Source organism: Streptomyces sp. NBC_01717 (genome assembly GCF_036248255.1).
In the GTDB taxonomy this organism is placed as follows: Bacteria; Actinomycetota; Actinomycetes; order Streptomycetales; family Streptomycetaceae; genus Streptomyces.
In genome coordinates this window covers 2,124,301-2,136,954 of sequence record NZ_CP109178.1, presented here as the reverse complement: position 1 = coordinate 2,136,954, position 12,654 = coordinate 2,124,301, and the positions used below count along the sequence as shown (strand labels likewise).

Below are 12,654 nucleotides of genomic sequence, written 5' to 3'. Positions count from 1 at the left end.
CTATGCGCGTAGAACCGCCCATGACAAGGCATCAGAGGTTAATTCCAGAAATCGTTCCGACGCCCTGGTGTCCGGTCGTCCGCCCGTCGCTCGACAGGCAACCAAAAGGTTGCCTATAGTGGCGGCGGCGACCGGAGAGCGGAGAGGCGATGGCGACCGCGGCGGCGATGGACGCGATATTCAAGGCACTGGCCGATCCGAGCCGTCGGCAGCTCCTCGACCGGCTCAACGCGCGCGGCGGGCAGACTCTGCGCGAGCTGAGTGAAGGGCTTGCCATGAGCCGGCAGGCGGTGAGCAAACATCTGGCGGTCCTGGAGTCCGCCCTGCTGGTCACCACCGTCCGCAGGGGTCGCGAGAAGCTCCACCACCTCAACCCCGTGCCCGTCCAGGAAGTCGCCGACCGCTGGATAGGCCGGTACGGGCGCGGCCGTATGACCGCCCTGTCCCATCTCAAACGCACGCTGGAAGGAAGTCCGGTCATGGACAAGCCCGAGTTCGTCTACGTCACGTACATCCAGACCACGGCGGAGAAGCTCTACCAGGCGCTGATCGACCCCGAGTTCATCAAGATCTACATGGGCGGTTACGGCCCCGAGTCGACCTGGGAGGTCGGCGCGCCGGTCCGCTGGAAGATGGACCCCGACGGCGAGTTCGAGGAGGTCGGCCAGCGGGTCCTGGAGGCGGAACCCGGCAAGCGACTCTCGTACACCTGGCACACCCTGCAGCCCATGCACCGCGAGATGTTCGGTCTCATGTCGGACGAGGAGTGGGCCGAGGCGGTCAAGGAGCGGTCGAAGGTCACGTTCGACATCGAGCCCGCCGAGGAGGCCGCGATGGGCGTCAAGCTGACCATTACGCACGATGGCTTCGACAGTCCGGACAGCAAGATGCTGGAGGGTGTCAGCGGCGGCTGGATCATGATCCTCTCGACGCTCAAGACCCTGCTGGAGGGCGGCAGGTTCGTCTCCGACCAGGGCCGGGACGTGTCCGCGTAAGGCTTCCGAACGCACAGTTCGCCACGCATGGTTGTCCATGATGCGGGCAGTGGTTTGACCGGGTTACGTCATTCCGGCTACGTTGCCCGCCATGCAGCGATCCGCGCACCTGACGACTCGAGGTCATGTCGACCTCAAGCGTGTGTGCTCCGCCGCGTGTCACCAGGCCTGAGAGTACGGCGCCCGCGCGACCGGCCACAGGCGAACCCTCGGGTGCAGCCCACCGGATCTTCGCAGGGTGTTCCTCTCCACGGGAGAAGCAGAGCCCGCGCACCGTGCCACGCACGGCAGCAGCGGTCTGCCACGCGCTCCTTCCCCGATGAGCGCGCACCGCGTCACCCGCTGCCACCGAGGACCTGGAAGACACTGTGAAGAGTCTGTCTGCGGCCACCCGCCGAGCCACCCCCCTGCTCCGTTCCGACATACCCGCCGCCGGCCCGGCCCGCCGCGTCACGGGCACCGGCTCCGTGCTGAGCGCGATCCTCGACCACGGTCCGGTCGCCAGGTCCACCGTCGCCCGGCTGACGGGCCTTTCGCCCGCCTCCGTGACCGGTCACGTCGGCCAGCTGCTCGCCCGCGGACTGGTCCGGGAGAGCGCGGAGACCGCAGGCCCCCGGGGGCTCGGGCGGCCGCACATCCCCGTGGAGATCGACACCGGCCGCTACCTGGTGGCCGGAGCGCACATCGCCGTGGCGCACTCGACCGTGTCCCTGATGGATCTGCGGGGCCGGATCGTCGCCGAGGACCGGCAGCCGCACCGCACCACGGACCCGCACCGGCTGCTCGCAGGCCTCGCCGAGCGCCTGCCCCGCCTGGTGTCCGCGCGCGCTGCGGGGCGGACCGTGCTGGCCCTCGGCGTCGCCACCGGGCACCGGGTCGACCCCGTCGCCGGGATGATCGTGGAACATCCACTGCTCGGCTGGCGCGATGTGCCGGTACGGGACGTCCTCTCCGCCGCGACCGGGCTGCCGGTCCATGTGGACAGCCACTCCCGGGCGTTGGCGCGGGCCGAGCAGATGTTCGGCGAGGCGTCGACCCGGGCCAGCATGGTGCTGCTGTTCATCGGCGCGGTCGTGGACGCTGCTTTCGCCACCGAGGGCGCCATGCACCGGGGGCCGCGCTCCGGAGCGGGCAGCATCGCCCATCTCCCGCTCGGAGCAGGCGGATCCGGTGGCGCCGAACCGTGTTCGTGCGGGCGGTCCGGCTGTCTTCAGTCCGAGGTGTCGGAGCGGGCCATGGTGCGGCGCGCGGCCGAACAGGGGCTGCTGGTCGCCTCGTTCAAGGAGCTGCTGGACCAGGCCCTGGCCGGCGAAGCCCGGGCGGTGGCGCTGTTCCGGCGCCGGGCCGGACTGGTGGGCCGGGCCGCGGCTCTGCTCCTGGACATGTTCGACCCCGCGGTACTCGTCGTGGTCGAACCCGGAGCGGGCCGCATCCCGGAGTGTCTGGCCGACCTCCGCGAGCAGGTCGCGGAACGCTCCTGGGTCTGCGACGACCCGGAGCGCGCGGTCGTGCCGAGCAGCTTCACCGGCTCCGTACTGGCCACCGCGGGCGGCGCGGTGGCGCTCGGGGCCCTGTACATGGACCCGCTCGGCCCTTGGCCCGCGCTGCCCGCGGTGTCCTGACGGAGCGGCACGGTATTCGACTTAATTCAGGAAGTTGCATTGTTGACCGGGCCCGAGCCCGAACGGGATGATGGATTCATGACCAGCCAGCAGCGGAATTCCCGGTACGCGCCCTCAGCGGCGTGCCACCGCCGCGCGGCCGCGCCGGTACGTATCGCCGTCCGGCGTTCCTGTTGTCGCTCCTGTCCGGGTTGCCGATAACCACCCGCTGATTTTCGCGAACGGTTACGCGTGGATGCGCGCTGCCTCGATCAGGCCTGCGCTCCAGTACTTGCGCAGAATTCTCCTGGCATCCCTCCCCCCTCCTGTCTTTTCCCTTCTCCATTCCCTCCGCCCTTTTCCGACTCGGGAGAGACGTTGACTGTCACTGTGCCCTCATATCCTGCGACGGCCACGACGGGCATTGCCCCGGACCGGTTCAAGCAGGCCTTCCGCCGCTATCCGGCCGGTGTGGTGGTCGTCACCGCCGACGCCGGCCACGGACCCGTCGGTTTCACCGCGACTTCGCTCGCGTCGCTGTCGCTCGACCCGCCACTGGTCTCCTTCGGGATCGGGACCACCACCTCGTCCTGGCCCCACATCGAGCGTGCCGACACGGCCGTCGTCAACTTCCTCGGCGCCGAACAGCGTTCGCTGGCAACGACGTTCGCCACCAGCGGGATCGACAGGTTCGCCGCACCGACCGGCTGGCGGCGGCTGCCGCAGGGCGAACCGGTGCTCGACGGGGTGGCCGGCTGGCTGCGGCTGGAGATCGAGCAGACCGTCCCGGCGGGCGACCATCGCATCGTCATCGCACGGGTCGTGGACTCCTGGCTCGACGAGGGGCGCAGTCCGCTCCTCTTCCACAACGGCACGTACCACACCCTCTGACCGCCGAGACGACTCGCTGCCTCGCGACCGCTCGGCACCTCCAGCGACTTCTCATGACCACTGATCGGGAATTCACCATGCCACGCAACGATGTACGCCACGCAGTCGGCCGCCGGTCGTTCCTCGCCCTAACGGGCGGGGCGATCCTGGGCCTCGCCGCCTGCTCTCCGCAGGCAAGGACGGTCGCCAGTGCGGAGCCTGCCGGAAAGCTTCCCTCCGGTGCTCCGCCGCCAGGCACCAAGCTGTCGATCGCCGTACGCACCACACACCTTCAACTGGGGCCGGCCGGTTTGCAGAAGGATCTCGCGTTCACCGTTTCGCAGTGGCCGAATCTGAGCGCCGGGCCCGACATCATCCAGGGATTCCGGGCGCATTCCATCGACTTGGCGGCCAATGCCGGAATACCGCCGATCCAGGCCGAGGCCATCGGCGTCGGAGCGAAGATCGTCGCGGTACAGGTGCGCAACCACCCGTCCTATGTCTTCGCGACCGCCCCCGGCTCCGGCATCAGAACGGTGGAGGACTTCCGCGGCAAGAAGATCGGCTTCTCCCAGGGGCAGGCGCAGGGCGTCGTCGTGCTGCGGGCCCTGAAGAAGGCCGGCCTGAAGAACACCGATGTCGAGCTGGTCGCCCTACCCAGCACCCAGTTCCTGACCGCGCTGCAGTCCAAGCAGGTCGATGTGGCCCCGCTGGGCGAGCCGACACTGACCAAGTACCTCAGCCAGTACGCCAAGGACGGCGCCCGCGGAGTGACCACCGATGTGGTGGACCTGCTCTCCGTCCTGTGGGCACCCGACGAGGTGCTGAACGACAAGGCGAAGGCCGCGGCCATCCGCAACTTCGTCCCGCTGTGGTCCCGCGGCCTGGTCTGGGCGTGGGAGAACACCGACGAGTGGATCGACACGTACTACGTCAAGGACCAGGGCGTGACGAAGGCGGACGGCAAGCGCATCGTCGCCTCCCTGCACGAGCCTCAGTTCCCGGTGAGCTGGGACAAGGCGATCGCGTGGGAGCAGGAGACCGCCGACCTGATGGCCGAGGGCGGCTTCGTACCGAAGCAGGACGTCTCCGGGCTGTTCGACCGCCGCTTCGAGGGGCTCGCGGCGAAGGCCGTACCGGCCAGGTATCGGGAGACGTCATGACCGAGCTGCTGTCGAAGGCACACCCGGCGGCAGGGACCGCCGCGCCGAACGGCTCGCCGGACGCGCACCGGGCGCAGGGTCCGCAGGGGCCGGCCGCCGTCTCCCTCACCGTTCCCGCGGCGCCGGCCGTCGCCGTCGCCCGCTCCACCCGAAGGCGGCTCGGCCCGGGCCGGTCCCTCCCCTTCGGCCGGCTGATCGGCCCGGTGCTCGTGGTCGCCGTGTGGTGGGGAGCCTCCGCCGCCGGCTATCTCGATCCCCGGATCCTGTCCGGACCCGGCGCCGTGGTGTCCACCGCGACGGACCTGATCCAGAGCGGCCGCCTCCAGGACAATGTGCTGATCTCGCTCCAACGAGCCGGCCTCGGCCTCTTCTTCGGGGTGGCCGCCGGGGTGATCCTGGCCGTGGCCGCCGGTCTGAGCCGCACCGGTGAGTACCTCCTCGACGGGCCGCTCCAGATCAAGCGCGCCATCCCGTCGTTGGCGATGCTCCCGCTGCTCATCCTCTGGCTCGGCATCGGTGAGCAGATGAAGGTCACCGTGATCGCGCTCGGCGTCGCGGTGAACATGTACATCAATACGTACTCCTCGCTGACCGGAATCGACAGCAGGTACGTCGAACTCGCGGAGGGGCTCGACCTGAGCCGCCGGCAGTTCATCCGCAAGGTCGTCGTACCCGGCTCGCTGCCCGGCTTCTTCGTCGGTCTGCGGCTCGGCGTCACCGCGTCCTGGCTCGGCCTGATCGTGGTCGAGCAGATCAATGCCACGAGCGGCATCGGCTACATGATGTTCCAGGCCCAGCAGTACGCCCAGTCCGACGTGATCATCGTGGGGCTGGTGGCTTACGGGATCTTCGGCTTCGCCTCGGACGCGGCGGTACGCGCCGTCGAGAGGAGGGCCCTGTCATGGCGACGCACTCTGGCGGGCTGACCGGCACCCACGAGGAGAACGGGACCGGGACCGGGACCGGAACCGCGATACGGCCGGTGGCGGTACGGACCAGGAACCTGGTCCGCCGGTTCGGCGACCGGAAAGTACTCAAGGAACTCGATCTGACCGTGGCGCCGGGGGAGTTCACCGCACTCCTCGGCCGCAGCGGCTCCGGCAAGTCCACCCTCCTGCGGGCCGTGGCCCGGCTCGACCACACCGTCGAAGGCTCCGGCGAACTCACCGTCCCGGACCGGGTCTCGCTCTCCTTCCAGGACTCCCGGCTGCTTCCCTGGCTCCGGGTGCTCGACAACGTCGTACTCGGTCTGCGCGGCCCCAAGGTGCGTGAACGCGGACTGACCGCCCTCGCCGAGGTCGGTCTGGAGGGCCGCGGCCGGTCCTGGCCCCATGAACTCTCCGGTGGCGAACAGCAACGGGCCGCCCTGGCCCGGGCGCTCGTCCGCGAACCCGAACTCCTCCTGGCCGACGAGCCGTTCGGGGCCCTCGACGCCCTCACCCGGATCAAGATGCACGGCCTGCTGCGTGAACTGTACGAGCGCCACCGCCCCGCGGTGCTGCTGGTCACCCATGACGTCGACGAGGCCGTCGAACTCGCCGACCGGGTGCTGGTCCTGGAGGACGGGCGGATCTCGGTCGACCTCACCGTCGACCTGCCGACCCCGCGCTCGCGACGCGACCCCCGGTTCCAGGAGTACCGCGACACCCTGCTCACCGCGCTCGGCGTGACACAGCCCCAGACCCGTTCCGAAGCGAAGGAAACCCATGTCCCGCAAGCCTGACCGCAAGCCGCTCCACCTGAACGCCTTCCTGATGTCCACCGGCCATCACGAAGCGTCCTGGCGTCTGCCCGAGAGCCCGGGCGAGGCGAACTCGGACATCGAGCACTACAAGAACCTGGCCCGGATCGCCGAACGCGGCAGGCTGGACTCGCTGTTCCTCGCCGACAGCCCCGTCCTGATGGGCGACCCCGGACGCCGGCCGGCCGCCAAGCTGGAGCCCACCGTCCTGCTGACCGCGCTGGCCGGGGCCACCGAGCACATCGGCCTCATCGCCACCGCGTCGACCAGCTACAACGAGCCGTACAACCTGGCCCGCAGGTTCGCCTCGCTGGACCACATCTCGGGCGGCCGGGCCGGCTGGAACATCGTCACCACGGCCGGCGCCGACGCGGCCCGCAACTTCGGCCTCGACGACACCCCGCTGCACCGCGACCGCTACCGCCGGGCCGCCGAGTTCGTCGAGGTGTCGACCAAACTCTGGGACAGCTGGGCGGACGACGCCGTGATCGCCGACAAGGAACGCGGCGTGCACGCCCTGGCCGAGCGGGTGCGGCGGATCGAGCACACCGGTGAGTACTTCCGGGTCGACGGCCCGCTCAACGTGCAACGCCCGCCGCAGGGCTACCCGCTGCTGGTGCAGGCCGGCTCCAGCGAGGACGGCAAGGACTTCGCGGCGCGGTACGCGGAAGCCGTCTTCACCGCCCAGCAGACCCTGGAGGAGGGCATCGCCTTCTACAAGGACGTCAAGCAGCGCGCGGAGGCCATCGGACGCAACCCGGACGGCATCAAGATCCTGCCCGGCATCGTTCCCGTCATCGGTGACACGGAGACCGAAGCCCGGGCCCTGGACGCCGAGTTGGAGGAACTGATCGTCCCCGAGTACGCGAAGCGGCAGCTCGCCCAGCGGCTGAGGATCGCCCCCGACGACCTCGACCTCGACGCGCAGCTGCCCGAGGACATCCCCACCGAGGACGAGATCGAGGGCGCGAAGAGCCGCTACACGCTCATCGTGGAGCTCGCCAGGCGCGAGAAGCTGACCGTACGCCAGTTGATCGGGCGGCTCGGGGGCGGGCGCGGACACCGTACGTTCGCCGGAACGGCCGAGCAGGTCGCCGACACCATCGAGCACTGGTACGACAGCGGGGCCGCCGACGGCTTCAACATCATGCCCGCCGTGCTCCCGTCCGGCCTGGAGGTCTTCGTGGACCGGGTGGTGCCGATCCTCCAGGAACGCGGCCTGTTCCGCACCGAGTACACCGCCCGCACGCTGCGCGGCCACTACGGGCTGCCGCGGCCCGCCAACCGGCTGTTCGAGACCGTCGACCGCGGCGAGGGCCACTTCGGCATCGGTCTGGCGGAGGTCCGGTGACGGACTGTACGAACCCGGAAACCGGTACGCACCGGCAGCCGCCGCCCGGCTGGGCGCGGCGGCTGCTGGGCTACTGTCTGCGCCACCGGACCGACCTGCTCCTCGCCTTCGGCGCCGCCGTGATCGCGGCCGTGGCCACCGCCACGCTGCCACTCGTCCTGCGGCACGTGGTGGACGGGGTGGCAGCCGGCACCACTGCCTCGCTGCTCCCGTGGACGGTTCTCCTCGCCGCCATCGGCGCGGTCCGCTTCGGGGCGAGCTTCACCCGGCGCTACCGCTCCGGCCGGCTCTCCCTCGGCGTGCAGTACGACCTCCGCAACGACGCGTTCGCCGCGCTGCTGCGGCTCGGCGGAGCCCAGCAGGACGAGCTGCGGACCGGGCAGGTGGTGAGCCGGTCCATCTCGGACATCACGCTCATCCAGACACTGCTGCAGTTCCTGCCCAACCTCACGGGCAACGCCCTGATGTTCCTCTTCTCGCTGGTCTTCATGGCGCTCCTGTCACCGCTGCTGACCGTCGTCGCCCTCGTCGTCGGACCGCTGCTCTGGCTGATCGCCCTGCGCTCGCGCCGCGACCTCTTCCCCGCCAACTGGCACGCCCAGCAGGAGGCCGCCGAGGTCGCCTCCACCGTCGAGGCGACCGTCACCGGCGTCCGCGTGGTGAAGGGCTTCGGCCAGGAACAGCGCGAACTCGCCGGGCTGGAACAGCGCGCCCGCAAGCTCTTCGCCTCGCGGCTGCGGGTCGTCGGGTTCACCAGCCGCTACAACCCCGCTCTCCAGGCGGTCCCGGCCCTCGGCCAGGTCGCCGTCCTCGCTCTCGGCGGCTGGATGGCCCTGCACGGCCGGATCTCCCTGGGCACCTTTCTCGCCTTCACCACCTACCTCGGCTCCTTCGTCACCCCGGTCCGCCAGGTGGCGACCCTCCTCACCGTCTGGCAGCAGGCACGGGCCGGCGCCGAACGGGTCCTGGAGGTCGTCGACGAAGCACCGGTGATCACCGACGCGCCGCACGCCCGGGAACTGCCCGACGAACCCCCGGCCCTCTCCTGGCGGAACGTCACCTTCGGATTCGGGGACGGCGCACCGCTGCTCCGCGACTTCAGCCTGGACATCCGCCCGGGCGAGACGCTGGCCCTGATCGGTCCGGCCGGCTCCGGGAAGTCGACTGCGGCGGCCCTGCTGCCCCGGTTCTACGACGTTCCGGCAGGTTCCGTACGGGTGGGCGGCAGCGATGTCCGCGAACTCGCCCTGGCGTCCCTGCGCTCCCGGATCGGCTTCGTCTTCGAGGAGAGCCTGCTGCTCTCCGACACCGTGCGCGCCAATATCGCGTACGGCGTCCCGGACGCGACTGACGAGCAGGTGCGGGCGGCGGCCCGGATCGCCCGGGCCGACGAGTTCATCGAACGGCTGCCGCAGGGGTACGACACCGTCGTCGGGGAACAGGGCCTCACCCTCTCCGGGGGACAGCGCCAGCGGATGGCTCTCGCCCGCGCGCTCATCGGCGACCCGGCGGTCCTCGTCCTCGACGACGCCACGTCGGCCATCGACGCCCGGGTGGAGTCACAGATCCACCACAGGCTGCGCGAGGACACCCGGCGCCGCACCACGCTGATCGTCGCGCACCGCAGATCGACCCTGGAACTCGCCGACCGGATCGCCGTCCTCGACGACGGCCGGATCGTCGACACCGGCACCCTCGACGAACTCCGGTCCAGGTCGGGCCTGTTCCGTAACCTGCTCTCGACGGCGGAAGCGACGGCGGAAGCGACGGCGGAGGCCGCGGCCGAGGACACGGAGGGCGTGACGGCCGCGGATGGAGCCGAGCCCGCAGCGGACGTGCCGGAACCGGCCGGCGGCACCCTCACCCCCCACCTGTGGCACCGCCCCGACGACTCCCCGTCGGACCAGCTCGAAGGCACCGCCGTCCGCGCCGCCCAGGCCCTCGCCGAGGCGGCGGCCACCTCCGGGCCGGGGCGTGGCGGGCCCGGCGGCGGGGTCCTCGGCTCCGCCCCGCCCAGCGCCGAACTCATCGCCGGGCTCGCCCGGCTCCCCCTGCCCGCCGCCGACCCGCAGGTACCGACCGGGCAGGCCGTCGCCGCCGACCCGGCCTTCCACCTCGGCACGCTGCTCCGCCCGTTCCGCCTGCCGCTGCTGCTCGGCCTGGTCCTGGTCGCCCTGGACGCCCTCGCCCAGATCACCGTGCCCGTCCTGGTGAGACAAGGCGTCGACCACGGCGTCGCCCACCACGCCGGGGGCGTCCTGCTGGCCGCCGCCGCTGCCGCGGCCCTCGTCGTCGCCGCGAACTGGCTGATCGGCGTGGCCCAGGTCCGTACCACCGGACGCACCGGCGAACGCCTCCTCTACACCCTGCGTGTGAAAACCTTCGCGCAGCTGCAGCGGCTCGGCCTCGACTACTACGAGCGCGAGCTCGGCGGCCGGATCATGACCCGGATGACCACCGACGTGGACGCCCTGTCGAACTTCCTGCAGACCGGTCTGATCACCGCGGTGGTGAGCCTGCTGACCGTCCTCGGCGTCCTGGTCACGCTGCTGGTGATCGACGCGGAGCTCGCCCTGGTGCTGCTGGCCGCACTGCCGCTGCTGATCGCCGCGACCGCCCTCTTCCGCCACCACTCGGTCCCCGCCTACCGCGAGGCCAGGGAACGGATCAGCGCGGTCAACGCCTGCCTCCAGGAGAACGTCACCGCCATCCGCGTGACCCAGGCGTTCCGCCGCGAGCGCCGCAACGCCCGCGACTTCGCCGAACTGGCCTGGTCCTTCCGGGACTCCAGACTGCGCGCCCAGCGCTACATGGGCACGTTCTTCCCGTTCGTCGAGTTCCTCGGCACCCTGTCCACGGCAGCCGTACTGGCCGTCGGCGCGGGACAGGTCCGCTCGGGAGCACTGAGCGCGGGCACCCTCATCGCCTTCCTCCTCTACGTCGAGCTGTTCTTCTCGCCGATCCAGCAGCTCTCCCAGGTCTTCGACGGCTATCAGCAGGCCGTCGTCGGCCTGGGCCGGCTCCGGACGCTGATGCAGACGCCCACCGGCACCCCGCCCGCCGACGACGCACGGCCGGTCGGGAAGCTGCGCGGGGAGATCGAACTCGACTCGGTCTCCTTCGGATACGCGGGCGGCGGCGGCCGGCAGGTCCTGCACGGTGTCTGTCTGCGTATCGCACCGGGCGAGACCGTCGCCCTGGTCGGGGCGACGGGCGCGGGCAAGTCGACCGTCGTCAAACTCCTCGCCCGGTTCTACGACCCGTCGGCGGGCACGGTCCGCGTCGACGGGCACGATCTGCGCGAGCTCGACCTGCCCGGCTTCCGCCGCAGACTGGGCGTGGTGCCGCAGGAGGCGCATCTGTTCAGCGGCACGGTCCGGGACGCGATCGCGTACGGGCGCCCGGACGCCACCGACACCGAGGTGGAGGCGGCGGCCCGCGCGGTCGGTGCCCACGAGATGGTGGCCGGGCTGCGACTGGGCTACCTCCAGCCGGTGGGGGAGCGCGGCCGCAACCTCTCCGCCGGACAGCGCCAGCTGCTGGCCCTCGCCCGGGCCGAACTCGTCGACCCGGACGTCCTGTTGCTCGACGAGGCGACCGCCTCGCTGGACCTGGCCACCGAACGCCGGGTCGCCGCCGCGACACATGTGCTGGCCCGCCGGCGTACCACCGTCGTCGTCGCCCACCGGCTGACGACGGCGGCCCGCGCGGACCGGGTGGTGGTCCTCGACGCGGGAACCGTCGTCGAGACCGGCACCCATGCCGAACTGCTCGCCGCCGCCGGGCCGTACCGCCGCCTCTGGGATGCCTTCCGTCAGAGCGGCGACCCGGCCCCGGCCGACGGCCATCCGCAGATCAACGAACTCGTCAAGGAGAGTGCACGATGACCGAGTACCGCAACTTCGGACGCACGGGAGTGAAGGTCAGCCCGCTCTGTCTGGGCACCATGATGTTCGGCGCCCGCGGCAACACGGACCACGACGACAGCATCCGGATCATCCACCACGCCCTGGACTCCGGCATCAATTTCGTCGACACCGCCGACGTGTACTCCGCCGGTGAGTCGGAGACCATCGTCGGCAAGGCGCTCGCCGGGGGCCGCCGCGACAACGTCGTGCTCGCCACCAAGTTCCACGGCAGCCTCGGCGACGACCCCAACGAGCAGGGAAACTCCCGCCGTTGGATCATCCGCGAGGTCGAGAACAGCCTGCGCCGACTGGGCACCGACTGGATCGACCTCTACCAGGTGCACCGCCCCGAACCGGACACCGACTTCGACGAGACGCTCGGTGCCCTCTCCGACCTGGTGCACCAGGGCAAGATCCGCTACATCGGTACGTCCACCTTCGAACCGTCCGCGATCGTCGAGGGCCAGTGGATCGCGGAGCGCCGCGGCCGCGAACGCGTCGTGGCCGAGCAGCCCCCGTACTCGCTGCTCGCCCGCGGCATCGAACGCGAGGTGCTGCCCGTCGCCCAGCGGTACGGACTCGCGGTGCTCTCCTGGAGCCCGCTCGCCGGCGGCTGGCTGACCGGCCGCTACCGCAAGGGGTCGGGCCAGCCCGTCTCCAGCCGTGCCGAACGGCAGGCGGAGCGCTTCGACATCGCGTCCCCGGAGAACAACGCCAAGCTCGACGCCGCCGAAGCCCTCGCCCGGCTGGCCGAGGACGCCGGGCTGACCCTCGTACAGCTGGCCCTGGCGTTCGTCCTTGAGCACCCGGCGGTCACCTCCGCCATCATCGGCCCGCGGACCTTCGAACAGCTGGCGGGCCAGCTCGGCGCGGACCAGGTGCGGCTGAGCGGGGACCTTCTCGATCAGATCGACAAGATCGTGCCTCCCGGCACCAACCTGTCGTCCCGCGACGCCGGTTACCAACCGGCCGCGCTGACCGACCCCGCGCTGCGCCGCCGGTCCGCCAGGTCCGCGTAGCGCCCG

The 12,654-nt window shown here is 70.8% G+C and carries 9 protein-coding genes; all 9 read left to right on the top strand.

Annotation, left to right across the window (positions count from 1 at the left end):
* Positions 1-167 precede the first annotated feature (167 nt).
* Complete coding sequence (locus OHB49_RS09815; RefSeq protein WP_329166423.1) at positions 168-995, top strand: ArsR/SmtB family transcription factor; 828 nt, start codon at positions 168-170, stop codon at positions 993-995.
* Positions 996-1,363: 368 nt separating this feature from the next.
* The gene (locus OHB49_RS09810; RefSeq protein WP_030978219.1) at positions 1,364-2,617 is read left to right on the top strand and encodes an ROK family transcriptional regulator; all 1,254 of its coding nucleotides are present in this window, start codon (positions 1,364-1,366) and stop codon (positions 2,615-2,617) included.
* Positions 2,618-2,974: 357 nt separating this feature from the next.
* Positions 2,975-3,487: a flavin reductase family protein gene (locus OHB49_RS09805; RefSeq protein WP_329159526.1), complete on the top strand. Its 513-nt coding sequence runs from the start codon at positions 2,975-2,977 to the stop codon at positions 3,485-3,487.
* A gap of 77 nt (positions 3,488-3,564) precedes the next feature.
* Entirely contained in the window at positions 3,565-4,629 is a 1,065-nt protein-coding gene (locus tag OHB49_RS09800; protein WP_329159524.1) for an ABC transporter substrate-binding protein, read from the top strand.
* A complete protein-coding gene (locus OHB49_RS09795; protein WP_329159522.1) occupies positions 4,626-5,555 on the top strand; it encodes an ABC transporter permease in 930 nt (309 codons plus the stop codon). The genes OHB49_RS09800 and OHB49_RS09795 overlap by 4 nt, the downstream gene beginning before the upstream one ends.
* Positions 5,531-6,352, top strand: coding sequence for an ABC transporter ATP-binding protein (locus tag OHB49_RS09790; RefSeq protein WP_329159521.1), 822 nt, complete (start codon positions 5,531-5,533; stop codon positions 6,350-6,352). Before OHB49_RS09795 ends, OHB49_RS09790 begins: the two co-directional genes overlap by 25 nt.
* Positions 6,336-7,721 (top strand): LLM class flavin-dependent oxidoreductase, encoded by a 1,386-nt coding sequence (locus OHB49_RS09785; protein ID WP_329159520.1) that lies wholly within the window; start codon positions 6,336-6,338, stop codon positions 7,719-7,721. The genes OHB49_RS09790 and OHB49_RS09785 overlap by 17 nt, the downstream gene beginning before the upstream one ends.
* Positions 7,718-11,608 carry an ABC transporter ATP-binding protein gene (locus tag OHB49_RS09780; RefSeq protein WP_329159518.1) on the top strand — a complete coding sequence of 1,297 codons (3,891 nt, stop codon included), beginning with the start codon at positions 7,718-7,720 and terminating at the stop codon, positions 11,606-11,608. Before OHB49_RS09785 ends, OHB49_RS09780 begins: the two co-directional genes overlap by 4 nt.
* A complete protein-coding gene (locus OHB49_RS09775) occupies positions 11,605-12,648 on the top strand; it encodes an aldo/keto reductase (RefSeq protein WP_329159516.1) in 1,044 nt (347 codons plus the stop codon). Before OHB49_RS09780 ends, OHB49_RS09775 begins: the two co-directional genes overlap by 4 nt.
* The last annotated feature ends 6 nt before the right edge of the window (positions 12,649-12,654 follow it).